The 23,461-nt window shown below is 62.9% G+C and carries 19 protein-coding genes; 12 read left to right on the top strand and 7 right to left on the bottom strand.

Going from position 1 to position 23,461, the window contains the following annotated elements; genetic code table 11:
- The first annotated feature begins 36 nt into the window (after nucleotides 1-36).
- The 3 genes from RQH14_RS00920 to RQH14_RS00910 all read left to right on the top strand — a co-directional run bounded on the left by RQH14_RS00920 (nucleotide 37) and on the right by RQH14_RS00910 (nucleotide 3,159).
- Nucleotides 37-1,623: a molybdopterin-dependent oxidoreductase gene (locus RQH14_RS00920; RefSeq protein ID WP_311211465.1), complete on the top strand. Its 1,587-nt coding sequence runs from the start codon at nucleotides 37-39 to the stop codon at nucleotides 1,621-1,623.
- Between the two features lie 221 nt (nucleotides 1,624-1,844).
- Complete coding sequence (locus RQH14_RS00915) at nucleotides 1,845-2,618, top strand: class I SAM-dependent methyltransferase (RefSeq protein ID WP_311211464.1); 774 nt, start codon at nucleotides 1,845-1,847, stop codon at nucleotides 2,616-2,618.
- 292 nt (nucleotides 2,619-2,910) lie between these two features.
- Nucleotides 2,911-3,159, top strand: a complete 249-nt coding sequence (locus RQH14_RS00910; RefSeq protein ID WP_311211463.1) for a hypothetical protein — start codon at nucleotides 2,911-2,913, stop codon at nucleotides 3,157-3,159.
- 591 nt (nucleotides 3,160-3,750) lie between these two features.
- On the opposite strand, the gene RQH14_RS00905 is transcribed toward RQH14_RS00910, so the two are convergent.
- Both RQH14_RS00905 and RQH14_RS00900 read right to left on the bottom strand, forming a co-directional pair.
- The gene (locus RQH14_RS00905; protein ID WP_311211462.1) at nucleotides 3,751-6,741 is read right to left on the bottom strand and encodes a carboxypeptidase regulatory-like domain-containing protein; all 2,991 of its coding nucleotides are present in this window, start codon (nucleotides 6,739-6,741) and stop codon (nucleotides 3,751-3,753) included.
- A 212-nt stretch (nucleotides 6,742-6,953) separates the two neighbouring features.
- Nucleotides 6,954-7,910 (bottom strand): carbohydrate kinase, encoded by a 957-nt coding sequence (locus RQH14_RS00900; RefSeq protein WP_311211461.1) that lies wholly within the window; start codon nucleotides 7,908-7,910, stop codon nucleotides 6,954-6,956.
- Between the two features lie 300 nt (nucleotides 7,911-8,210).
- Between RQH14_RS00900 and RQH14_RS00895 the strand changes: the two genes are divergently transcribed.
- The gene (locus tag RQH14_RS00895) at nucleotides 8,211-9,221 is read left to right on the top strand and encodes a LacI family DNA-binding transcriptional regulator (protein ID WP_311211780.1); all 1,011 of its coding nucleotides are present in this window, start codon (nucleotides 8,211-8,213) and stop codon (nucleotides 9,219-9,221) included.
- 120 nt (nucleotides 9,222-9,341) lie between these two features.
- On the opposite strand, the gene RQH14_RS00890 is transcribed toward RQH14_RS00895, so the two are convergent.
- From RQH14_RS00890 to RQH14_RS00870, 5 genes are all read right to left on the bottom strand, one after another.
- Nucleotides 9,342-9,935, bottom strand: a complete 594-nt coding sequence (locus RQH14_RS00890) for a TetR/AcrR family transcriptional regulator (protein ID WP_311211460.1) — start codon at nucleotides 9,933-9,935, stop codon at nucleotides 9,342-9,344.
- Between the two features lie 44 nt (nucleotides 9,936-9,979).
- Entirely contained in the window at nucleotides 9,980-10,738 is a 759-nt protein-coding gene (locus RQH14_RS00885) for a MerR family transcriptional regulator (protein WP_311211459.1), read from the bottom strand.
- A 77-nt stretch (nucleotides 10,739-10,815) separates the two neighbouring features.
- A complete protein-coding gene (locus tag RQH14_RS00880) occupies nucleotides 10,816-11,466 on the bottom strand; it encodes a PadR family transcriptional regulator (RefSeq protein ID WP_311211458.1) in 651 nt (216 codons plus the stop codon).
- Between the two features lie 272 nt (nucleotides 11,467-11,738).
- Entirely contained in the window at nucleotides 11,739-12,560 is an 822-nt protein-coding gene (gene nadE, locus RQH14_RS00875) for an ammonia-dependent NAD(+) synthetase (protein WP_311211457.1), read from the bottom strand.
- Between the two features lie 75 nt (nucleotides 12,561-12,635).
- Nucleotides 12,636-13,655 (bottom strand): LacI family DNA-binding transcriptional regulator, encoded by a 1,020-nt coding sequence (locus RQH14_RS00870; protein WP_311211456.1) that lies wholly within the window; start codon nucleotides 13,653-13,655, stop codon nucleotides 12,636-12,638.
- A gap of 228 nt (nucleotides 13,656-13,883) precedes the next feature.
- On the opposite strand from RQH14_RS00870, the gene RQH14_RS00865 reads away from it, so the two are divergent.
- The 8 genes from RQH14_RS00865 (at nucleotide 13,884) to RQH14_RS00830 (ending at nucleotide 23,450) form a co-directional block, all read left to right on the top strand.
- Nucleotides 13,884-14,729 (top strand): sugar phosphate isomerase/epimerase family protein, encoded by an 846-nt coding sequence (locus RQH14_RS00865; RefSeq protein WP_311211455.1) that lies wholly within the window; start codon nucleotides 13,884-13,886, stop codon nucleotides 14,727-14,729.
- A gap of 91 nt (nucleotides 14,730-14,820) precedes the next feature.
- Nucleotides 14,821-15,828 (top strand): Gfo/Idh/MocA family oxidoreductase, encoded by a 1,008-nt coding sequence (locus RQH14_RS00860; RefSeq protein ID WP_311211454.1) that lies wholly within the window; start codon nucleotides 14,821-14,823, stop codon nucleotides 15,826-15,828.
- 246 nt (nucleotides 15,829-16,074) lie between these two features.
- The gene (locus tag RQH14_RS00855) at nucleotides 16,075-17,613 is read left to right on the top strand and encodes an ABC transporter substrate-binding protein (protein WP_311211453.1); all 1,539 of its coding nucleotides are present in this window, start codon (nucleotides 16,075-16,077) and stop codon (nucleotides 17,611-17,613) included.
- 6 nt (nucleotides 17,614-17,619) lie between these two features.
- Entirely contained in the window at nucleotides 17,620-18,561 is a 942-nt protein-coding gene (locus RQH14_RS00850; RefSeq protein ID WP_026542293.1) for an ABC transporter permease, read from the top strand.
- Entirely contained in the window at nucleotides 18,558-20,447 is a 1,890-nt protein-coding gene (locus RQH14_RS00845; protein ID WP_311211452.1) for a dipeptide/oligopeptide/nickel ABC transporter permease/ATP-binding protein, read from the top strand. Before RQH14_RS00850 ends, RQH14_RS00845 begins: the two co-directional genes overlap by 4 nt.
- The gene (locus RQH14_RS00840) at nucleotides 20,444-21,319 is read left to right on the top strand and encodes an ATP-binding cassette domain-containing protein (protein ID WP_311211451.1); all 876 of its coding nucleotides are present in this window, start codon (nucleotides 20,444-20,446) and stop codon (nucleotides 21,317-21,319) included. The genes RQH14_RS00845 and RQH14_RS00840 overlap by 4 nt, the downstream gene beginning before the upstream one ends.
- Nucleotides 21,320-21,381: 62 nt before the next feature.
- Nucleotides 21,382-22,242 carry a sugar phosphate isomerase/epimerase gene (locus RQH14_RS00835; RefSeq protein ID WP_311211450.1) on the top strand — a complete coding sequence of 287 codons (861 nt, stop codon included), beginning with the start codon at nucleotides 21,382-21,384 and terminating at the stop codon, nucleotides 22,240-22,242.
- A gap of 41 nt (nucleotides 22,243-22,283) precedes the next feature.
- A complete protein-coding gene (locus RQH14_RS00830) occupies nucleotides 22,284-23,450 on the top strand; it encodes a Gfo/Idh/MocA family oxidoreductase (RefSeq protein WP_311211449.1) in 1,167 nt (388 codons plus the stop codon).
- Nucleotides 23,451-23,461 lie beyond the last annotated feature (11 nt).

Raw genomic sequence — 23,461 nt, 5'->3', positions numbered from 1 at the left:
ACCCATCCCTGCTCCCGGCCGCTACGAACCACTGACATGAAAAAGCTCGGACTCCGGACCAAAGGCCCCGAAACCATGGCAGCGCTGGCAGGTGTGGTGTCGGCCGCCGTCGTGCTTGCCGTCGCCGAGCTGATCGGCGCCTTCTTCACTGCCAGGGCCACCCCGGTGTTTGCCTTGGGATCGACGTTCATTGACTTCACGCCGTCGTGGATGAAGGACTTTGCGATCGCAACGTTCGGCACCAATGACAAGGCTGCGCTGTTCGTGGGCATGGGCCTGACCATTGCCCTGCTGGCTTGCGTCTTGGGCGTTGTGGCTTACAAGAAGTGGGCCCTTGGCGTCCTGGGTGTGCTGTTCATGGGCGTGGTCATCGTGGCCAGCGTCCTGACTCGAGCCGGGGTTGGACCCGCCGACGCCATCCCTTCCATTCTGGGAACTATCTCCGGCCTCATTGTCCTGCGTCGACTCATCGTGCCGTTGTGGGGGTTGAAGGCATGGCCGGAAGCCCCTGCCGACATAGCCGCCGACGCCGATACCCAGGTAGGCGGAGCCGGCACCAGCCGCCGTCGCTTCTTTGCTGCCGCCGGCATCACCGCCGTCGCCGCCGGAATAGCGGCCACCGGTGGGCGGCTGCTGGGTGCAGCGCGCAACAATGTTGCGCAGGCCCGGGATGCCCTCCGGCTGCCGGCGCCCATCAAGGCCGCGCCCGCTGTTCCGGCCGGAGTCCAGTCCCCGGTGGCAGGAGTCTCCGCTTGGCTGACACCGAACAACGATTTCTACCGCATTGATACGGCGCTGAGCGTCCCCGAGATCAACGTCAATGATTGGTCACTGCGGGTGCACGGAATGGTTGAGGAAGAGGTCACCCTCACCTTCCAGGACCTGCTCGACGCCGATCTGATCGAATCGCACGTGACCCTCACCTGCGTATCCAACCCGGTGGGCGGAAAGCTTGCCGGAAACGCCAAATGGTTGGGCCTACCCATCCGCGAAGTCCTGAAAAGGGCCAAGCCGAAAGACGGCGCGGACATGGTGCTCTCACGGTCCATCGACGGCTTCAGCGCCTCCACTCCGCTGGAGGTCCTGCGGGATGACCGCGATGCCATGCTGGCGATCGGCATGAACGGTGAGCCGCTTCCGGTGGAGCACGGATACCCCGTGCGCATGGTGGTTCCGGGGCTGTACGGCTTCGTCTCCGCTACCAAGTGGGTAGTGGAGCTGGAGGTCACCCGCTTCGCGGACAGCAAAGCCTACTGGACTGAGCGCGGTTGGTCAGAGCGCGGTCCCATCAAAACCATGGCACGAGTGGACGTACCCACGTCCTTTGCGAAGTTCCCGGCAGGGAAGGTCGCCGTGGGCGGCACCGCATGGGCTCAGACCCGGGGAATCACCAAGGTGGAAGTCCAGATTGACGACGGCGAGTGGGTGGAAGCAACCCTCTCCACCGAAGCCTCCACCGTTACCTGGCGCCAGTGGTCCTACGAATGGGACGCCACACCCGGCATCCACTACGTCAAGGCCCGCGCCACCGACGCCACCGGCGAAACCCAGACCGAAAAGCGCGCCGATCCTGTGCCGGACGGAGCTTCGGGTTGGCCGTCGGTGATGGTGACGGTGGAGTAATTGTTGGGCCGTGCATAGTCGAATTCCAACCTGACGCCGCTAGGCTGCTACGGAGCCGTGATCGACCGGCGAGAGAAGCGGGCCGCCCAAAGCAGGCCAGCTCAGGTCACAGGGCAATCCGGCAGTGTCCGGTTGAGGATCCCCAATCCGGCGCAAAACGGTCCGCAGCCGCAGACTTCCGGACAAGCAGTCGCTTCCGTGAATCGTGAGAACATCAGTGAGTGACCGACGACACTTCGCTTGAACTGCCGCCCCTCTACGAGTCCCTGACGTGGCTTACCCCGCTCTCCGAGGAACGCGCTGCACACCTTGTGGCGTTCCTTTCCGAGCCGGCGCCGGCTGAGGTTCTGGACATGGGGTGTGGGTGGGGTGAACTACTACTTCGGGTTTTGACGTCGGCCCCGCAGGCACGGGGATTGGGAGTGGACAGCGCTTCCGTGTTCATCGACCGAGCGAGGCAACAAGCATTGAGCCGTGGCCTTCTCGATAGAGCGACGTTTGATTCGAAGCCTGGGCTGGAAGCCCAGGGTCGCCCCGCAGACGCTGTCATCTGCATCGGTGCGAGCCAGATTTGGGGGCCGCCCGTAGAGGACGCGCAGCCGCTCGACTACGCCGCAGCCCTGCGCGCCCTTCGAGCTCTGGTGCTTCCCGGCGGCCGACTCGTCTATGGCGAGGCGATCTGGTCAGCAACACCTCATCCGGCTGCCACCGCCCCTCTCGCTGGTCGTGACGACGAGTACCTAACAGAAGATGCGTTGCGCGAGCAGATCCGCGCCGCTGGTTTCGAGGTAGTGGACGACGACCAGGCAAGCGTTCAGGAGTGGGACGTCTTCGAGGCCGGGTATCGCGACAGGTTTACCCGTTGGCTGGAAGCACACGATGCCGACCACCCCGCCGCAGAGCAGGTCGGTCGGCAATACGAGGAACAGCGCGCTGCATATGAAGAGGGCTACCGAGGCGTCCTCGGGATGGCATATTTCTGCCTCAAGGGGTAGCAATCCACTGCAACGGGGACCTGCTCGTTGAAGGAGCGCGGGCCGCTTGCTGTCTCCGAGCAGACTGACAGCGTAGCCACTATGAGTACCTCGAGGGACCTTCGAGCGGTACTGGTTCAGGGGCAGCGACAGCCCTTGAGGAGTAGAGCCGTGATAGCAGGGACTTTGTCATCAGATCCCAAAAGGGCGCTATCCGCAGGCCCAGTCGAAAGTGTCGGATTCCAGATCGATTTGAGCGTTGTCGCCGCCCGCTTGCCAATTAAGTCACCAAGCAGCTCGATAAGGTATATCCATGGCTACTACAAACAAGTCACTGCTGACCCGTCAGAGCCGCATGCAGAAAGCGCTGGGTTTGATGTTCTGCATGTCGATGGTGGGCTTGTTGGCCTCGATCTTCCTGACTGGTCGCAACCCGCTCTTCCCAGGGATGTCGGGTCCACTGTTGGTGCTGTTTTTCTTCCTGGCAGCAGCAGGCAGCGTTGTCGGACTGGCGATCATCAGGTCCCGACGGGCTGCCACGGAAATCGCCGACAAGGGATAAGTCCGAATACTTCCTCACTGTGCGCGGGTTGGCGTCGCCGCAAACGGTTAACCGGCTTGGCTAGTGGTCACCGCGTGACATGTCCACGACAGGCGTGGCAGGGACGAAGCCGGCAGGATCCGCGCCAGAGCACCGGCACCTCGCGCCTCCACCGTCGCCTGTCCGGGGCGCGAACACGCCTCCTTCGGGGTCTTCGATCGAATCCGCGATTCGAGCAGCAAGTCCGGCGTCGTCACGTAACGCCGGGTCTATCGCCAGCCGGAGAAGCTGCGGTCCATCGAGAAGCCCGCTAGCGGCCGGTATCCCACCGTCCGCCCAGATCCGTATCGCTGACGCAGTCTCGTCGACGCCGAGCCGCGAGTACCAGCCGAGGTCACCAGGATGCAGGTGGACGGGGCCGCCATCCGCCTGCCATCGAGCAAGTGTCTCTCCAAGCTGCGCGAGCCGTGAAGCATCTGGCATGTTCAACTCTGCCTCCTGAGCGGATTCGTACCCCTTGATTGAGTCCCGACAGGAAGACGACGACGGCGGTGCGGCCGCCGTCGTCGTCTCTTAAGTCCCGTCACTAACGTCAGTTAGGTACGCTGATGCTCAGCCGATCAGGGCAGTGACAGCTGAGTAGCGGGCCAGTGCGGTGTACGCAGTCTTGGTGCCCGTCACGCGCACTTTGATAGCGCTTCCCTTATCCGCGGCGACCAGTTTGTACGTCTGGGCGGCGGCGCCCGAAATGGCGGTGCTTCCGCGGAACCACTGGTAGGTCAACGTCACCGGAGCTGGCCCCCACGTGCCGGGGGTCGCGGTGAGCGTGCTGCCCACGGTTGCGGTGCCTGCGACGGTGGGAGTGGGCCCGGTCAGCGTGCCCGCCGCCACGGCAGCAGTCGCTACGGAAGTCTTGGCCGCCGTCGTAAATCCGGTCTTTGAGCCCGTGACCCGAACGGTCATGGTCTTACCCAGATCCGCGGCAGCCAGTGAGTAGGTAGCTGACGTGGCACCCGTGACCGCGACGCCGCTCCGGAACCACTGGTACGCCAACGTCACTGGGGCAGGACCCCACGCGCCTGGCACAGCCGTGAGGACCGAACCAACCTTCACCGTCCCGGACACCGTTGGCACCGGCGCGGTTAACGTGCCCACCGCCACGGCGGCAGTGGCTGCGGAAGTCTTGGCCGCCGTCGTAAACCCGGCCTTTGTGCCCGTGACCCGCACGGTCATGGTCTTACCCAAGTCAGCGGAAGTCAGGGCGTAGGTAGCTGACGTAGCGCCCGTGATCGCGACGCCAGTCCGGAACCATTGGTAGGCCAATGTCACTGGGGCAGGACCCCACGCGCCAGGGACAGCCGTGAGGACCGAGCCAACTTTCGCGGTCCCGGACACCGTGGGCACCGGCGCGGTCAACGTTCCCACCGCCACGGCCGCAGTGGCTGCGGAGGTTTTCGCCGCCGTCGTGAACCCGGTTTTGGTGCCCGTGACCTGGACGGTCATGGTTTTGCCCAAATCGGCGGCAGCCAGCGGGTAGGTAGCTGAGGTGGCCCCGGAGATCGCGACGCCGCTCCGGTACCACTGGTAGGCCAGTGTCACGGGGGAAGGTCCCCACGTCCCGGGAACCGCCGTGAGCACTGAACCAACCTTCGCTGTCCCTGTCACCGTCGGTACTGGCGCCGTCAACGTGCCCGCCGCGACGGCGGCAGTGGCTGCGGAGGTTTTCGCCGCCGTCGTGAACCCGGTTTTGGTGCCCGTGACCCGAACGGTCATGGTCTTACCCAGATCCGCGGCAGCCAATGAGTAGGTAGCTGCAGTAGCACCCGTCACCGCGACGCCGCTGCGGAACCACTGGTACGCCAGCGTCACGGGGGCAGGTCCCCACGTTCCGGGAACCGCCGTGAGGACCGAGCCGACTTTCACCGTTCCCGTCACCGTGGGAACCGGCGCGGTCAACGTGCCCGCCGCAACAGTGACAGAAGCCTGGCCGTAGTAGGGCTGGAGCGGCCAGTCGTGGACGCTGAGCCGTACGGTGACTTTTTTGCCGGCGTCGGAGGTTTGCAGAAGGAACGTGGACCCGTTTGTCCTGTAGTCCTGCACACCATTGACGAACCAGTCGTAGTACGGGCCAAAATCAGGGGCGGGGTTCAAGGTGCCGTGGTCAACGGTCAGGGTGTTCCCGGCGCTGGGCGTGCCCAGAAGGGTGAAGGGCTTGGACGACGTGACAGCCGCGGCGCCGGATTTGCCGCCGTGCACCGAGGTGGTGTGCGGGGCATATCCGGTCTTGGTCCCGGTGACTTTCGCCCAGATGTCGTACCCGGCATCAGCCGCGGTGGGGGTGTAGACAGTGGTGGTGGCGCCGGCAATGTCCTGCAATTCGGCATTGTCCTTGGAGCGCTGCCACTGGTAGGCAAGAGTCACCGGAGCCGGTCCCCAAACGCCGGGATCGACGGTCAGTTTCTGTCCGGCCTGGGCAGATCCGTAAACGTAGGGCCTGTCAGGGGTCAGCGACAGCCCTGCAACGTCCAACTGCATGGTGAGCTTTACGCGCTGGCCGGCAGCAGTTGCTGTCAGAACGGTTGCCGTGTCCTTGGTGGCCGTGTTGTCGAAGCACTCGGCTTTGTACCGCTTATCGCGGGGCGTGCCCTCGTAGACAGTGTCCGAGACACAGAGCTTGTACTTCTTCCCCACCGTCATGCGCCAGTAAATCTTGCCCTGGGCATTTGAGGTCAGCGGGCCCATCTGGGGCCCTTCCCAGGCTGCCGTTGCGTCGTTGTAGACCCACGGGATATACCCGACGTCGGCAATCGGCGCGCCCGCCGGATCGACGACGGTGGCCTCCATGAGGGTTTCATCCTTGAGGACGAAGTTCACGTTGGTCCATGCGACTCCGGCCGGGACGGTAGCCGCCGTGTAGGTATCCACGGTGCCGGTGCCGGTCCAGTACTGCTCCAGGTAGAGGCGCTGGCCCGACTCGTCCCGCACGCTGATGTAGGCCTGGTTGGGCGGGATCTTGGTGAGGGTGAAGTAGCCGTTGGCATCGGGCTTGGTGCTGCTCACCTGTCCGCCGTTGTTGGGTGACGCTGAGACAGAAACCGCCGTCAGCGGCTGGCCGGCCTTATTGGTGACCCGGCCAGTCATGCTGCCGAAGGCTTCCAGTTGCGGGTTGTACGTGGTGGTGGGGGCAGCATCGGTGACGGCGACCGGCGTCGAACCGTAAGAGCTGGACTGGTTCGAGTTCCACTCGGGTGCATACGTGGCGGAGCAAGGTCCGCTGCTGCAGGTGGTCCATAGTTTGTAACTGCCGGAAGCCGGCACGGTGAAACTGTAGGAGCCGTCGGGAGCAGACCACGCACCGGCAACGAAGTCGGCCCGGTCGTCATTGGTGTACGCACCCACCCAAACATCGCCCAGCGCAGTGGCCGTTGCGGTGGCTGTCAGTTTTCCCTTGACCACTCCCTTGAAGGTGTAGGTCGCGGCAGAGGCGGGCGCGATCCCGGCGAAGAGACCCGCGGCCACCAAAGCGACAGCCGCCAGAATGGCCCACACCCCCTGCCGTATTCTCTGAAACGGATGGTCGGCGGCAGGTCGCGGCAACGGCATGGGTAAGGTCCTTTTCCCCAAAAAAGTGACTGAAGGGACCGAGTGGTCCACTGCCATCGTAGGCGTCGTCCCGCGGCAGTGCCATGGGGAGTTCTGCCCGCTCCCACCAAAGGCAGGAGACCCACGACGGCGGCACCCGGCCCGGAGGGCCCGTTCAGTCGCCAGCGGGCCGGGTTGGTGGTGTCAAACTCGTGCGGATTCGGCGGAACGGACTATACGGCGGCGAGTGGCTGCTGTTGGAGTCCTTCCAACCGCGCTTGAAGTTCGTCGGAGGTGGGAGGGTTGGCGCCGGGCCGGCTGACGGTGATCGCTGCGGCCAAGGCTGCGGTCTGTCCAATGCTCTCGAGTGCTGAAGGTGCAAACGCCTTTTCGCCCCTGGTCAACAGTTCAAAGATGAGGGCGGCCATGTAGGAGTCGCCGGCGCCGATGGTGTCTGCAACGTGGGTCTTCGCTGACGGGACGTTGAGTCGTGCTCCGGGGGTGGCGAGGAGCGCACCTTCAGCGCCTCGGGTGATGACGGCCAGCCGGGTCCCGTGGTTCAGGAGTCGGGAGGCGACGTCGTCCAAGGAGGATGCGGGGTACAACCAGTGCGCATCTTCGTCACTGAGTTTGATGACGTCGGTGAGGGGGAGCAGGTCCTCGAAGATCGTCTTGGCTTCGGCGTGGCTGCCAAGGAGTGCCGGGCGGATGTTGGGGTCGTAAGTGACCAGGCAGGAGTCGTGGCTCTGTTCCAGGAGGGTGCGCACAGTGGCGGCTCCCGGGGCCAGGAACGTGGCGATGGATCCGGTGTGAAGGACTTTCGGGATCGTGGCCGGTGCTACTGCTGCAAGTTCCCAGCGGATGTCGAACTCGTAGCTGGCCGAGCCGTCCGTTGCGAGGGTGGCGGTGGCCGTGGCGGTGCGCTCCAAGGATGTTGATCCGGGAAGCAGCTGGACGCCTGCGCTGTGGAGGTGGTTGGTGATGGCGGTGCCGTGTTCGTCCTCGCCGATTGCTGTGAGCAGCCCGGTCGGTACCCCGAGACGGCCCAGGCCGTAGGCGACATTGGCGGGGGAACCGCCAGGGTAGCTGATGGTTCCTTCCCGGGTGTTCACAATATCGACCAGGGCTTCGCCGATGACGACGACGTCCAGTTGGTTATGGGCAAAGTCGCCTGGGTGAAGGTTGTGCATCTCGGTTCTTTCGTCGGGTTACTGGTGGTATGGGTCCTTCGCCTCGGCGGCCTTCTCATGGCGCCTCCACTGGTTGAAGGGAATGAGCTGCCTCCGCGGGCTGTCAGGCTAAGTGCACCGAGCGTCAGACTGCGCCGGCGGCAGGAAGATGGATCCGCATTCCTGCCTCTGACAACGTTGTCATAGGACATGGAAGCAAGCTCACGCGGTAGAGTCAAGTCTTGAATCGAGTTGAGGAGCAGCAAGTTGACAACGATGTCTAATCGTTACCAGTCCGGCTCCGGACGCAAGCGCCCCACCATGAAGAACGTGGCCGATCTCGCGGGCGTCGGGATCAAGACAGTCTCCCGCGTAGTGAACGATGAGCCAGGGGTCTCCGAGGCGACCCGGCAGCGGGTCATGCGGGCGACGGAACAACTGCAGTACCAACTGGACATCACAGCGGGCAGCCTGAAGCGTTCCGGACGCAAGACCCAGTCCATCGGCCTGCTGCTTCCGAGCGTTTCCAACCCATTCAGTGGCGAGATCCACAGGGCCATGGAAGACGCCTTGGCTGTGCGCGGAATTGCCGTCTTCGCTGCAAGCCTGGATGACGATCCTGACCGGGAGAGGAAACTCATTTCAGCTTTCCTGGGCCGTCGGGTCGACGGGCTGGTGCTGACTACCATCGCCAAGAGCCAGGCGTACATGATCCCGGAGCACTCTCGCGATTTGCCCCTGGTATTCATTGACCGTGAGCCTGCGGGCATTGAGGCTGACGCGGTAGTCACTGACAACGAAATTGGCGCGGCAAAGGCGGCGGCTCATCTGATCCAGCATGGGCATACCCGGCTGGCTTACCTTGGCGACCGGACTGATATTCAGACAGCCGGAAGGCGCAGGACAGGGTTCCTGGATGGCGTGGGACAAGCAGGCTTTTCCACGTCCGGCGTCGACGTTCGCGAGAACCTGGATGACGAGGAAGCCGCATGTCGGGCTGTTCGCGAGCTGCTTACCTCAGAGAACCCGCCCACGGCGATTTTTTCCAGTCAGAACTTGGTGACGTTCGGGGCCATGCGGGCCCTGAAAGCCCTTGGACTGCATCACAAGGTTGCTCTCGTTGGATTCGATGATTTCACTCTGGCCGACATGATGGACCCCGGGATCACAGTGATCGCCCAGCATCCCGAACGCATCGGCAAGCTGGCGGCTGAGCGGATCCTTGCAAGGATCGATGGCGACGAGGGGCCAGCCCAAACGTACGTCATCCCCACCGAACTGATACAGCGGGGTTCCGGTGAGATCCGGCCCCAGGCTGACGCGGGCAAATAGCAGAACAATCCGAAACCAACCGAGCAAAGGACTGGCCATGACCAGGACACTGTACGCAGACGGCCGACGACGGCGGGTCCTGCCGCCGTCGTCGGTTTTTCCGGAGGACCAAGACCCGTTCTAGTGCCGCGACGGCGCGAACGCGATCTCCTCGGTGCGGGCAATGCCTCGCTCTATCGCTGCCTTGTCGATGCCCAAAAGCGTGGTGAGCCACATGCCGTTCTGCACCACAACGATGTCGGCCGCCCGCTCCCTGCATTCTTCAGGAGACAATCCGGGAACGGCATTGCCGATCAAGGCCGCAAGCCCTTGGAGATACCGGTCAAAAGCTGCGGCATTGATCCGTGCAAAGTCCTCATGGGCCTGGGCAAGAGCCCACAAATGGAGGCGGAGGGACAGGTACGGCGTGGTCAGGAGTCCTGGGTCCGCAACGCGACGAAGAGATTCGCGGAGTTGTTTATCCGGGGTGGAGGTGGGCGAAGGCTCCACCAGCAGGAGGTCGTGCTCTTCGATCTGGTGGAGCACCGCGCGGATCAAACTCGATTTGTCTTCGTAGTAGTAATTCACCAAGCCAAGTGCGACGCCGGCTTCACGTGCCACTGCGCGCATATTGATGCCCGAAATGCCGTGGCGGGACAGTAGTTCCAGTGCCGCTTCAAGAATGCGCTTCTGTCTGTCAACCTGTTCGCCGGACTTGACGGTGCTTGTACCCATTCGGCCAGACTATTGCCTAACTCAGATCAGCGCATCCTGACCGTTTAGAGGTTCTTTTCCGCGTAAACCCGCAGGGCATCCCGGACGAAGGTCGCCCCTGATTCCCCGCCGTAATTGGAGGCAAACCTAGGGTCGGCGACGTACATCTCGCCGAGTCCCACGACGTAACCCTTGACGTCTCCGCCAGGTGCCGTCGTCGGGGTTCCCGGAATGCCGCGAAGCCACTCGACGTGGCGCCGTGCAAGGTCTTGCGCCTCGGCGCCATCAGGCGAAACCCCTGATTCCGCGGCGGAAATCCAGTCCGTGCCCAGCTGTTGGACCCGGTCCTTCCACTGTTGCTTTTCGTCGGCGCTCATCCCTCGCCACCACGAATCGCTGGCGGCGTAGGCGTCCTTGCCCCAACGCTCCTCCACCTCGTCCTTGTACTGAGTGTGGTCGAAGCCATCAAACATGTTCTGTGCCATGTACTTTCCATCCCCTTTCATTGTGTCGATGGTCTGCCGGACGGACGCGATCTGCCGGGTCAGCCTGTCCTGCTCCTGCGCGAGCCATTCCAGATGGCTGCTCAACGCTTTGACGGTATCCGTCTCGCGATCGAGAACTTCGGCGATGGCCGGCAGGCCAAGCCCCAGTTCCCGGAGCAGGAGGATTCGCTGGAGCTGAACCAAGGCCGGACCGTCATAGTAGCGATAGCCGTTATGGCCGGTCCGGCTTGGTTTCAGCAGTCCGATGTCGTCGTAGTGACGCAGTGTGCGGCTGGTAGTCCCTGCGATCTTGGCGATTTCCTGAATTGACCAGTCCATACGTCCTCCGTCCTGTGCTTGTTCTTCGACAGTAGGGGTTGACGTTACGTCAAGGTCAAGGGGATGGTGACCAGCACTTAGTCGGCCAGGATCAGGTAGAGGGCGCGGCGGGTTTCGTCCAGCTTCTCAATGGCTGCCTGACGCTGTTCGTCGGTGGCGGCCGAGCGGAACTGGTGGACGACGCCCATGAGCTTGCCGACGCTTTGGTGGAACGCGGCGCCGGTTCCGTCGGCCTCCGTGTTCCAGGCGTTGGCCAGTTCTTCCTCATGCTCGGCAACGTAGGCCTTGCCGTCGTCCGTGAGCGTGAACTCGGTGCGTCGGCCTTCGCCGACGGCGACGATCAGTTCTTCGTCCACCAGTTGCTGCAGGGTGGGGTAGACGGAGCCGGGGCTGGGTCGCCATGCACCTGATGTCTTCTCAGCGATGGTCTTGATGAGGCCATAGCCGTTGGAGGGAGCCTCCGCCAAGAGCGAGAGAATCGCTGCCCGGACGTCACCACGGTTGGCTCGGCGTGAGCCGCCGGGACCGAAGCCCCTTGGTCCGAATCCGGGTCCAAAGCCAGGGCCAAAACCGCCCGGACCGAAGCCCGGACCAAATCCGCCGCCTCCGTGTCCGCCCGGTCCGCGTCGGCCCTTGCCCCGGTTGAAGCGGCCTCGGCCGTGGCCGTGTTCAGGGTGTCCGTGGTCGTGCTCGGGGAATGAGTTGTTGTTTTCGTTGATGCCTTTCATAACAGCATCGTCCTTTCGGTTGAATGGTTCGCCGAAGAAGTATCGGCGATAGTTAACGATATATCGGTAACTATCGCGACGTCAAGAGTTGAAATTGGGAGGTGAGAGAAGGATGGCGGGGAGGGCTCGGGATGTGAGAGAAGGATGGCGGGGAGGGCGCGGGAGGTGAGAGAGCGTTGGTTAACGCACGACGGCGGGTGCGGACTTCCGTACGGAAGCCGGCACCCGCCGTCGTGGTTTGTTCTGGAGAAGCGTGGTTGGTACTGGAGCGTCTATTTCCACCAGGTGTCGAAGACGGTGACCGGAACCGTGCGCTTGTGGCGCGTGCGGAGGTATTTCTGCTCGATGAGCTCGGCGGCGTCCTGGGGGATGTCGCGGCCTTCGAGGTAGTCGTCGATCTGGTCGTAGGTGATGCCGAGCTCGTCCTCGTCGGTGCGGCCGGGCTTGTTATCCAAGAGGTCGGCGGTGGGAACCTTCTCCCAGACCCGTGAAGGCGCGCCGAGTTCGGCCAGGAGGGTGCGGTTCTGGCGTTTGTTCAGGCCGAACAGCGGAAGGATGTCCGCGCCGCCGTCGCCGAACTTCGTGAAGAAGCCCGTCACTGACTCTGCCCCATGGTCCGTGCCGATCACCAGGTAGTTGTGTTCACCGGCCAGTGCATACTGGGCGATCATGCGTGCGCGGGCTTTGGTATTGCCCTTATGGAAATCGGAGATCGGGGCGCCCGTGGTCTTTTCGAATTCGTCCTCGAAACCATCCACGGCTTGGGAGATGTTGTAGGTCCACTCGGTCTTGGCCTTGATGAAGTCGAGGGCCGCCTGGGCATCGTCTTCGTCGTGCTGGATGCCGTAGGGGAGTCGGACGGCGACGAAGTTCGCTTCTACGCCCTCGGCTTCGAGTTCCTCCACGGCCAATTGGGCCAAGCGGCCGGCAAGCGAGGAATCTATGCCGCCGGAGATGCCAAGAACGAATCCCTTGGTGTGCGTCGCCTTCAGGTAATCCTTCAGGAAATCGACGCGCTTGCGGACCTCCTCTGCAGGGTTGATCCGGGGCTGGACGCCCATTTCTTCAATGATCTTTTCCTGGAGTTCGCGCATGGTCCAACACTAGTCAGCCCGGTCACACAGGCTCAACCATATTGCGTGGTGATTCGGCCTAGGCGGTGATTCGGGCTAAGCGGAGGGGACCGGGCCCGTGGAACCACGGACTGTGAGGTGCGTGGGCATGACGGAGCGATTCCGGTTTCCGCCGCCGGCCAGCGGGTTCAACTGGGCCAGCAGCATGGACACGGCCACCCGGCCGGCCTGCTCGATGGGTGAGCTCATGGTGGTCAGGGGTGGGTTGCAGAAATCCGCACCAAAGATGTCGTCACAGCCCACGATGCTCATGTCTTCCGGTACCCGGAGGCCCCGTTCGCGGAGTCGTTGCAGCATGCCGATGGCGATGAGGTCATTGAATACGATGCACGCAGTGACCCCGCTGTGGACGGCGGCATCCGCAGCGGCAGCGCCGGATTGGGTTTTGGGCGCGAAGGGGCCAAGGCGGCGGACCTCAACTCCGCGTTCCTCCGCGGCTGCTGACAGTGCGGCCCAGCGCCGGGCACTCGACTGCGAAACGGCGGGACCGGAAACGTAGGCAACGGACGTGTGGCCCCATGAAATCAGGTGGTCCAGGGCCTGCGGCATGGCTGAGGGGGTGTCGATAATGACTGCGGGGACGCCGTCGACGTCGCGGTTAACAGTGACCATGGGCATCAGGGCGGCGGCAGCGGCCAGGGCGTCGTCGTTGAGGCGCGACGCCGCAACAATGACGCCGTCGGCGCTCTTGCGCAGCTGCTCCAGCGTGCTGGCCTCCACCTCGTCCGACTCTTCGGTATCCACCAGCAACTGGGTGTAGCCAGCAGCCTTGAGCTGCAACTGGGTGCCTCGGATGAGGTCGAAGTAGAACGGGTTGGTGATGTCCGGAACCAGGACGCCAACAGCGCCGGTCTTCCCTGAGCTCAGGGCTTTCGCCTGCGAGTTGGGCGTGTAATGAAGCTCGACGGCGGCAGCTTGGATCCGCTCTCGGGTGCGGATATTGACGCGCTCCGGGTTGGCTAGGGCCCTCGAAACTGTGGACGCCGCGACGCCGCACAGCGCAGCGATGTCGTGGATGGTGGCAGGCCGGCCTGTTGCCATGGGTTGCGTCGCCATGGGCGTTCCTCTCTGAACAGCAAACATGGGCGTTCCTCCCGGAACGACAAAATCATCCGGCTGTGACCACTGCCACACCGTGGACCAAGAATGCCACACGATGGCAGCGTATGGCAATCGGTTGTCAAAATAGTGCCAAGATGGCTAAACTCGTGGGGACAAGACACTCCTGTGAACTGCGTCACCGCGCTCCGGCCGGTGGCGTCACGGGGCTACCTAGGAGAATTCGTGACCCACCCCCATGCCGTGTGGAGCCTGTCCGGTTTCGGCGACGAAGTAGATCCAGATCCCGCCATCCAGGCCGCCGTGCTGCTGGCCCTCGGCGCCAGTCACCTTGAAGTCCGCAGCGCCTGGGGCACCAACGTGTCCGAACTGGAGCCGGAAGCTGTCCAGCGTTTGAAGGAGATCCTCGACGAAAAGGGCCTCAAGGTCTCCGCTGTAGCCAGCCCCATTGGCAAGGTGGATGTCAGCCTGCCGGTGGAGCATGAGCTCGCGCGGCTCCGCCAGATCATTTCTGTAGCGAAAGCCCTGGACACCAAGTACGTGCGCATCTTCTCCTTCTACCGGGGCGAGGATCAGGGGCAGGAAGAGATTCGGGACGCCGTGATGGAGCGCATGGCGGCCTTGGCCTCTGAGGCAGCCGCCAGTGACGTGATTCTGCTGCACGAAAACGAGAAGGGCATCTACGGTGACACCCCTGAGCGTGTCCTGGACATCATGGAAACGGTGAACTCCCCGGCGCTGCGCGTCGCCTGGGACAACGCCAACTTCGTCCAGGTAGGCGTCAAGCCGTACACCGAGGGCTATGCCTTGCTGCGCCCGTACCTTGAGTACCTGCAGGTGAAGGATGCGATCGCCACCACTGGCGAGGTTGTTCCTTCCGGCGAGGGTGACGGCGAGCTGGATGCCACCATCGCTGCACTGGCCGCCGACGGATACAAGGGCTTCGCGTCGCTGGAGCCGCACCTGGCCAGCGCCCACGAACTGGGCGGCTACTCGGGTCCTGTGGCTTTCGGCATCGCAGCCAGGGCCTTCGCCGGCCTCGCGAGCAAAAACGGCGTCACCCTCGCCTGATTCCGGCAAGCGGCACCAGCACCACCAGCACGTGGAACGACCAGCACTCAGCATCACCATCCGGCAGCATCATCCTTCGAAGGAGCAGGGCATGCCAACAGCGGCAGTCATCGGTTGTGGCGACATTTCAACCGTTCATTTTGAGGCACTATCTGCGGTGGGGGACGCGGAGTTGGTGGCAGTGTGCGATACCGATCCGGAACGGTTGGAGGCGGCGTCAGCCGCCCATGGCGTCCCCGGCTACGCGGACTACCTGGACATGCTCCGGGAGGTGCGTCCCGACGTCGTGCATGTTTGTACGCCGCACCACCTTCACGCCTCCGTGGCGGCTGACTGCCTTGAGCGCGGTGTGAATGTGATCGTCGAAAAGCCGCTGGCCCACACGTTGGAAGAGGGGCAGCGCCTGATCGAGGTGGCGGAGCGGAGCACGGCGAAGATCGGCGTCTGCTTCCAGAACCGGTACAACGCGACGTCGCAAGCAATGCATGAACTGCTCGACGGCGGCACGTTGGGTCAGGTGATCGGTGCCTCGGCAACCGTCATGTGGCACCGGGACGGCAGCTACTACGAAAGCCGTCCGTGGCGTGGAACGTGGGCAGGGGGTGGAGGCGGCCTGATGATGAACCAGGCCATCCACACGGTGGACCTGCTGCAGTGGCTGGTAGGTGATGTTGCCAAAGTGGAGGGCCACGCGTCCACCCGTTCGTTGGGTGGCGTGATCGAGGTGGAAGACACTGCGGAGTTTGTTGCTGAGCATGTCAACGGCGCCCGCAGCGTTTTCTACGCAACCCTGGCCAATGCCGTCAATGCTCCGGTGACGCTGGACATCGTCACCGAGAAGGCGACTCTTAGCCTGCGGGGCGATCTCACGGTGACCTATGCCGATGGGACCGTCGACGTCGTCCAGGAGCGGGTGGCGGAAACCGGGGGCAGGTCCTACTGGGGTGTTTCCCATCAGTTGTTGATTGCGGACTTCTACTCCACGTTGGCCCATCCCGGACCTTTCTGGATCGACCCGGCCGAGGCGGGCAAATCCTTGGGGATCATCAAGGACATTTACGCGCAAAGCTACCCGGACATGCTCGAACGGGTGGGCTGAACCATCCGCGCAACCGTGGGGCGAAGGGCCGGAAACCTCAGGGATTCCGGCTGTTTTCGCGTGGCGGGTCCGTGTCTCCAGGTGTCTCACCCTGGCATTTGGCAACAATTTAAGAAACTTTTGACAATCGGTTGCCAACATCCAACAAAGTCCGTACTGTAAATCTCACACCCAAGAAAAGTGTGGCGCAGGCCACGCGCCCCAAGCTCTGACTCGCATCAGGCAAAGACTCAGTAGGAGCCGACAATGAAGTTAGGTCCCAAGGCGGCAGCAGCCGCCATCGTCCTCAGCGCCTCCCTGGCGCTTACCGCATGTGGCGGCGGAGGTGCCGGCGCGGGAACTGGTTCGACTGCCGGCAGCAAGACCGTCACGGCCTTGACGTTGGGCACCCTGAGGGACCTCACCTCTTGGGATCCGGCACAGGCCCACGTGGGCCACGCGCTCCAGCCGTATCAGGCAGCGTACGACTCCCTGATCCTCCGTGAACCGGACGGCAAGCTCAGCCCCATGCTGGCAACCGCTTGGAAGTACAACGAGACCAACACCAAGCTCACCGTCGACCTCCGCACGGACGTCACCTTCAGTGACGGTGCCAAGTTCGACGCCACGGCAGCCAAAGCCAACATGGACCACTTCAAGAAGGCCAACGGCCCGCAGATGGGTCAGCTTGCCTCTGTATCCGATGTTGCCGTGGTGGACGCTGACACCATTGACATCAACCTCAGCGCACCGGAACCGGCCCTTGAGTACTTCCTCAGCCAGGCTGCCGGCCTCATGGGAAGCCCCGCCGCACTGGGAACCGATGCCATCAAGACCGTTCCGGTAGGTTCCGGCCCGTACGTGATGGACAAGGCCGCCTCCGTGAAGGACTCCCAGTCCGTGTTCACCGCCCGGGAAGGCTATTGGAACAAGGATCTCCAGAAGTTCAAGAAGCTGACGCTCAAGATCCTGCTGGACCCCACCGCCCGCACCAACGCACTGGTTTCCGGCCAGATTGACGCCACCCTGCTGGACCCCAAGAACGGCAAGCAGGCCGAGGGCGCCAAGATGAAGCTCGAAACCAACCAGGTTGACTGGTCAGGACTGCTCCTGCTGGACCGCGACGGCGCCAAGAACCCGGCCCTGGCCAACCTCAAGGTCCGCCAGGCCATCAACCACGCCTTTGACCGCAAGACCATCCTGGATCAGGTCATGCTGGGCCAGGGCACCCCCACCACGCAGCCGTTCGGCAAGGACAGCGGCGCCTGGTCTGAGGAGCTGGAGAACTACTACAGCTACGATCCCGAGAAAGCCAAGCAGCTCCTGAAGGAGTCCGGCTTCGAGGGCAAGGTCAGCTTCGAAGTTCCCACCCTTCCCGGCGCGGAAACCCTGATCTCCGTCCTCAAGCAGCAGCTGGCCGACGTTGGAATCACCCTGAACCCGGGTGCGGCCATCACCAACACCTTCACCTCGGACGTTGCCGCCCAGAAGTACCCCGCACTCTTCTTCAACCTCTTCCAGGGTGAGCCCACGGTAGCGATCGACCAGATCGTCTCCACCAAGGCCCTGTACAACCCGTTCAAGAACACCACCCCTGAGCTTGAAGCCAAGATCGCGGCCGTGCGTACCGGTGGTGCGGATGCCGGCAAGCTGGCCCAGGAAGTCAACAAGTATGTGGTTGAACAAGCTTGGTTCGCTCCGTTGTTCCGCGTGAACCAGATGTACTACCACAACGACAAAGTGAACGTCGTCTCGCAGGTCCAGCAGGCCGTTCCGTCCATCTATAACTACTCGCCCGCCAAGTAGGACCCCATGATCAAGTTCATTGCGAAAAGACTGGGCAGCGGTCTGGTGGTGTTGTTCGTCGTCTCGGTCCTCACCTTCACCCTGCTCTATACCTCCAGCGGAAGTATTGCCCAGAACATCCTGGGTGATCAGGCAACTCCTGAACAGGTGGCCTTGAAGGAACAGGAACTGGGACTCGACCAGCCGCTCTTTGTCCGTTACTTCGCCTGGTTGGGCGATGCCCTGACCGGCAACCTTGGAGCCTCCTGGTTTACCTCGGAGCCGGTGGCCAACTCGCTTGCCACCCGCATCCCGGTGACCATGACCATGGTCTTCACCGCAATGATCCTGATCGCCATCTGCGCAGCACTGATCGGTGTTGCCGCAGCCGTCAAGCGCGGCTGGGTGGACAGGGTGGTCCAGATTGGCGCGATCGTGGGGGACTCCATCCCCGGCTACGTGATCGGCGTGTTCCTGGTGACCATCCTGGCCATCCAGCTCGGCTTCTTCCCCGCCACCAGCACCATCTCCCCGGAGGTGGGTCCGGAGGCCTGGGTCTACTCCATGACCCTCCCGGTCATTGCACTGCTGATCAACGGCGTGACCGGTGGCGCGCAGCAGATCCGGTCCGCCGTGATCAAGCAACTTGAGCGTGACTACGTCAGGACGCTGCGCAGCCGCGGCATCGGAGAGCGTGAAATCCTCTTCAAGCATGTGCTGCGCAGCGCCGCACCGGCAGGTTTGACGGTGTTGAGCCTGCAACTGATCGGCATGCTGGGCGGTGTGGTGATCATCGAGCAGATCTTCGCCCTCCCGGGAATGGGTCCGCTGGCCGTCGCCGCTACCACTCAAACCGATCTTCCCGTCGTCATGGGAGTGGTGATGTACACCGTGGTGGTGGTCATCGTCGTGAACCTCCTGGTGGACATCCTCAATGGCTGGCTCAACCCGAAAGTACGTGTGTCATGAGCGATTCCGTAGATTCAGCAGCAGTAACTGCGGCCGGAGCCGGCCTTGCGGCCAAGCCGGGGTCAGGCCAAAGCGGCACGGTGGTCCGTTCCACCGTCCTGCGCCGCCTCCTGAAGAACCCCATGGGCATCGCCTCACTGGTGATCCTGCTGACCATCGCTGCGCTGGCCATCCTCGCCCCGGTGATAGCGCCTTTCGAAGAGAACTTCGCCAACATCTCCAAGACTCTGGCAGCCCCTGACTCAGTGAACATCCTGGGTACTGACAGTGCAGGACGCGATACGTGGAGCCGCCTGCTCTTCGGCGCCCAGCTGACCTTGTTGTCCGCGTTGCTGTGTGCCGGCGTGGCCATTGCCATCGGACTCCCGGCCGGCCTGATCGCCGGCTACTACGCCGGCAAGTTCGAGGCCGTCTCCAACTGGGTAGTCAGCATCCTCATGAGCCTGCCCGGCCTGATTGTCCTCCTCACCATCCGCGCAGCGTTCGGCCCGTCGGTATGGATCTCCATGATCGCGTTCGGTGTCCTGATCAGCCCGTCCTATTTCCGGCTCACCCGCACCGCCGTGCAGTCGGTCCGGAACGAGCTCTATGTGGACGCTGCCAGGGTCTCCGGCTTGTCTGACCTGAGCATCATCGCCCGCCACATCTTCTCGGTGGTCCGGGCGCCGATCATCATCCAAACCGCGGCCATCGCCGGTGTTGCCATCGCCATCCAGTCCGGGCTCGAGTTCCTGGGCTTGGGCGATCCCACCAAGGCAACGTGGGGCGTCATGCTCTCCGAGGGCTTCAAGAACGTCTACCTCACGCCCACCCTGCTGCTCTGGCCGGCACTGGCCATGGCACTGACCATCGGCGGACTGGTCCTGCTGGGCAACGCCATCCGCGACGCCCTGGAAGACGGCGAAAAGATCAAGCACCGCAAGAAGCGTCCGGTGGCAACAGCTGAAAGCACGAGTTCTTCCGCAAGCACGACGGCGGACCCCGCCAAGGCGCGACAGTCACGGAAGTCCGTGGCCGCCGTCGACGTCGGAACAGAGCACCACCTGGTCAAGGTGACCAATCTCGGCGTCGGCTATCCGCAGGCTGACGGTTCCATCAAAAAGGTAGTGGACGACGTTTCGTTCCACGTGGACCGCGGCGAAATCCTCGGCATCGTTGGCGAATCGGGCTCGGGCAAGTCCCAGACCGCGTTCTCCATTTTGGGCCTGCTGCCGGACAACGCACGGATTGTGGGCGGTTCCATCCAGTTCGACGGCAACTACACGGTGGCTCCGGGCGATGACCGCGTCAGTCAGGAAAGGTTGTCCAAGCTGCGCGGAAAGCGGATCTCCTACATTCCGCAGGAACCCATGAGCAACCTGGACCCGGCCTTCACCATCGGCTACCAGCTGGTTACGCCCATGGTCCGTGTCCTCGGAATCTCCAAGGCCGAAGCCCGCCAGCGTGCGCTCAAGCTGCTCACCGACGTCGGTATTGCCAACCCGGAGCGAACCTTCAACGCTTACCCACACGAGGTCTCCGGCGGCATGGCCCAGCGCGTATTGATCGCTGGTGCCATCAGCTGTGAACCGGACCTGGTGATCGCTGACGAACCCACCACGGCGCTGGATGTCACCGTCCAGGCGGACGTGCTGGACCTGCTCCGCGAGCTGCAGCAGCGCCTGAACATCGGCGTGATCCTGGTGACCCACAACTTCGGAGTCGTTGCCGATCTGTGCGACCGCGTGGCCGTGATGCAGAGCGGGCGGCTGGTGGAAGAAGGTACTGTCCGCGAGATCCTCCGGAACCCGAAAGAGCCGTACACGCAGACCCTGTTGGGGTCCATGCTCGAAGGAAAGACCCCCATGACCATGCTTGTATCGAAGGACAAGGAGCCTGTCGCATGAGTGCCACAGCGAAGTCCCCGCTCCTCGCAGTGCAGAACCTGGTGGTGGAGTATCCCAGCAAGCGGTTCCGGGCCAAACCTTTCCGTGCCCTGACGGACATCAACATCACCATCGGCCAGGGAGAGACCCTGGGCTTGGTGGGGGAGTCCGGCTCGGGCAAGACCACCCTTGGCCGTGCCGTCCTGGGCCTCGCGCCGGTCACCTCCGGAAAGGTGATCTTCGAAGGCAACGACATCAGCAACGCGTCCCGCAAGGAACGCCGCACGCTGAGCCGCGATCTTCAAGTGGTGTTCCAGGACCCCTACACCTCGCTGAACCCGGCGCTGGAAATCGGCGACATCCTCGCTGAACCCCTGGGCGTGCAAGGCATGGAGCCTGCAGCGGCCAAGAAACGCGTCAAGGAACTGCTGGACCAGGTGGGCCTGCCGACGGACGCCATTCACCGGCTGCCGCGTGAGTTCAGCGGCGGGCAGCGCCAGCGCGTTGCGATTGCGCGGGCTCTTGCCTTGTCCCCGAAGCTGATTGTCTGTGATGAGCCGGTCAGCGCACTCGACCTCTCCACCCAGGCCCGGGTGCTGGACCTTTTCCTGCAGATCCAAAAGGACACCGGCGTTTCGTACCTGTTCGTCTCGCACGACCTCGACGTCGTGCGGCACATCAGCCACCGCGTCGCGGTCATGTACCACGGCGAAATCGTGGAGCAAGGCCCCGCCGAGGTGGTCACCCGCGATCCCGAACATCCCTACACGCAGCGGCTTTTGCTCGCCTCGCCCGTGCCCGATCCTGACCGGCAGGAACAACGCCGGGCAGACCGGCACCGCTTGCTCGCCAACCAACACAGCCAAATAGAACAGCAAGGTGCCGTGGCCTGAACAGCCCGGCACCTATCACACATCCCAGGGTCCGGAAGGGCCCGGAAACCCCGGAGGAAAAAGTGGCCACAATAGGCGTCCAAGCCATGATGCTGAAGGACAGTTTTGCTGACGTTGGAGCGTTCGAAACGCTGCGCAAGGTCAGTGCGATCGGTTATAACGCCGTCGAGATTTCCCAAATCCCGATGACTCCGGAGAACGTGGGTGAACTGGACCGTTCCCGCACGGAGTTGGGCATGGACATCGCAGCGCTTTCGGTCAATATCGAAGGCCGCAAGGGCATGCCGGTGGAATCACTGGCGGACAACTTCGACAAGATCGTGGACGATGCCAAGCGCCTGGACTCTTCCTTGCTGCGCATCGGGATGCTTCCGTTCGGGGCCATGAGGTCCCTGGACTCGGTGGTTGAGTTTGCCAAGCAGGCCAACGGCTACGCTGAACGCCTTCAGGAGCACGGCATCAGCCTGTACTACCACAACCACCACATTGAGTTCGCGAAGTTTGACGGCAAGTACATGCTGGACATCATCGCCGAGAACTCCCCGGCCATGGGCATGGAAATCGACGTCCACTGGGTCCAACGCGGTGGTTTGGACCCTGTCCGCACCCTCGAAAAATACGCGGGCAAGACTGCCATGGTGCACCTCAAGGACTACAGGATCGGTCAACTGCCGGAATCGTCCTTCGGGCTCCTGGAGAAGGGCGATTTCCCCGGGTTCATGGCCGAGTTCCGCAATGTGGTGCAGTTCGCCGAAGTGGGAGAGGGCAACCTGGACTTCGCGTCCATCGTTCCTGCCGCCGTGGCCGCGGGTGCCAGGTACCTCCTGGTGGAGCAGGACGAGCTCTATGGGCGCACCGTATGGGATGCACTTCAGACCTCATACGACAACCTGGTGGCCATGGGCCACGCCGACCTTTTCTAGATTTCAACAAGTTTCAGTTTTCAACACGGGAGATTGCAGTCATGAGCAAGAAAGTACGCCTCGGCATCATCGGCTTGGGCCAGCAGGGCGGCGCCTACGCCAAGTTCATCGCCGACGGCCTCGTGCCGAACATGGAGATCGCCGCCATCTGCGACGTCGATCCCGCCAAGAAGGAGCTTGCCGCTTCCCAGTACCCGGATGTCCCGTTCTTCGAGGACTACATCGCCATGCTGGAGAGCGGTTCCGTGGACGCGATCGTCACCTGCGTTCCGCATTTCCTGCACCCGGAGATGGGCATCGAGACACTCAAGCGCAACATCCACGCCTTGGTGGAGAAGCCAGCCGGCGTCTACACCAAGCAGGTCAAGGAGCTCAACGAGTTCGCGGCCTCCAAGCCGGAGCTCTCCTTCGGCATCATGTTCAACCAGCGCAACAACCCGCTGTACAAGAAGCTCAAGGAAATCGTCGATAACGGCGAAATCGGCAGCATCCGGCGTACCAATTGGATCATCACCAACTGGTGGCGTCCCCAGGGCTACTACAACTCCAGCGAATGGCGCGCCACCTGGGGCGGCGAAGGCGGCGGCGTTTTGGTCAACCAGGCACCGCACCAGCTGGACCTCTGGCAGTGGATCTGCGGCGTCCCCAAGTCCGTGTACTCGAAGGTGGCGTTCGGCTTCCGCCGCGATATCGCCGTCGAGGATGAGGTCACCGCGGTAGTGGATTATGGCAACGGCGCCACTGGCGTTTTCGTGACGGCCACCCACGACATTGTGGGAACAGACCGGTTCGAAATCCTGGGCGACCAGGGCAAAATCGTGGTGGAGGGCAGCAAGGTTGCCACCGTCACCCGCTTGGTCAAGCCGGAACGGGACATCAGCGACTCGATGGGCATGGACGATGTCCGCAAGCTCTTCATGGGCCAGCTGAACCGCGACGAGCTCTACACCAGCGAGGTCATTGAGTTCGAGTCCGTCTGGGGCGGCCAGCACGCAGGGGTCCTGGAGAACTTCGCTGCCAACATCCTGGACGGTACGCCGCTGCTGGCCCCGGGGTCCGATGGCATCAACGGTGTCCGCCTGGCCAACGCCATCCACCTCTCAGCCTGGACCGGCAAGGAAGTATCGCTGGACTTTGATGAGGACGAGTTCCTGCAGGAGCTCAACAAGCGCATCGCTGAAGAGGGCAAGTTCCCGGAACGTTCGTAGTTTGTGTGTGG

It is taken from the genome of Arthrobacter sp. WCS2018Hpa-7 (assembly GCF_031843805.1).
GTDB lineage: Bacteria > Actinomycetota > Actinomycetes > Actinomycetales > Micrococcaceae > Arthrobacter.
Note: the sequence above shows the minus strand (reverse complement) of the source record. Positions and strands in the feature narration are given on the sequence as shown.

Excerpts from the sequence above, each read along its gene's own strand:
- RQH14_RS00855 (WP_311211453.1), top strand. The coding sequence starts at position 16,075 with ATGAAGTTAGGTCCCAAGGCGGCAGCAGCCGCCATCGTCCTCAGCGCC.
- RQH14_RS00905 (WP_311211462.1), bottom strand. The coding sequence starts at position 6,741 with ATGCCGTTGCCGCGACCTGCCGCCGACCATCCGTTTCAGAGAATACGG.
- RQH14_RS00840 (WP_311211451.1), top strand. The coding sequence starts at position 20,444 with ATGAGTGCCACAGCGAAGTCCCCGCTCCTCGCAGTGCAGAACCTGGTG.
- RQH14_RS00830 (WP_311211449.1), top strand. The coding sequence starts at position 22,284 with ATGAGCAAGAAAGTACGCCTCGGCATCATCGGCTTGGGCCAGCAGGGC.
- nadE (WP_311211457.1), bottom strand. The coding sequence starts at position 12,560 with ATGCGCGAACTCCAGGAAAAGATCATTGAAGAAATGGGCGTCCAGCCC.
- RQH14_RS00920 (WP_311211465.1), top strand. The coding sequence starts at position 37 with ATGAAAAAGCTCGGACTCCGGACCAAAGGCCCCGAAACCATGGCAGCG.
- RQH14_RS00860 (WP_311211454.1), top strand. The coding sequence starts at position 14,821 with ATGCCAACAGCGGCAGTCATCGGTTGTGGCGACATTTCAACCGTTCAT.
- RQH14_RS00850 (WP_026542293.1), top strand. The coding sequence starts at position 17,620 with ATGATCAAGTTCATTGCGAAAAGACTGGGCAGCGGTCTGGTGGTGTTG.
- RQH14_RS00900 (WP_311211461.1), bottom strand. The coding sequence starts at position 7,910 with ATGCACAACCTTCACCCAGGCGACTTTGCCCATAACCAACTGGACGTC.
- RQH14_RS00870 (WP_311211456.1), bottom strand. The coding sequence starts at position 13,655 with ATGGCGACGCAACCCATGGCAACAGGCCGGCCTGCCACCATCCACGAC.
- RQH14_RS00885 (WP_311211459.1), bottom strand. The coding sequence starts at position 10,738 with ATGGACTGGTCAATTCAGGAAATCGCCAAGATCGCAGGGACTACCAGC.
- RQH14_RS00845 (WP_311211452.1), top strand. The coding sequence starts at position 18,558 with ATGAGCGATTCCGTAGATTCAGCAGCAGTAACTGCGGCCGGAGCCGGC.
- RQH14_RS00890 (WP_311211460.1), bottom strand. The coding sequence starts at position 9,935 with ATGGGTACAAGCACCGTCAAGTCCGGCGAACAGGTTGACAGACAGAAG.
- RQH14_RS00880 (WP_311211458.1), bottom strand. The coding sequence starts at position 11,466 with ATGAAAGGCATCAACGAAAACAACAACTCATTCCCCGAGCACGACCAC.
- RQH14_RS00910 (WP_311211463.1), top strand. The coding sequence starts at position 2,911 with ATGGCTACTACAAACAAGTCACTGCTGACCCGTCAGAGCCGCATGCAG.
- RQH14_RS00895 (WP_311211780.1), top strand. The coding sequence starts at position 8,211 with ATGAAGAACGTGGCCGATCTCGCGGGCGTCGGGATCAAGACAGTCTCC.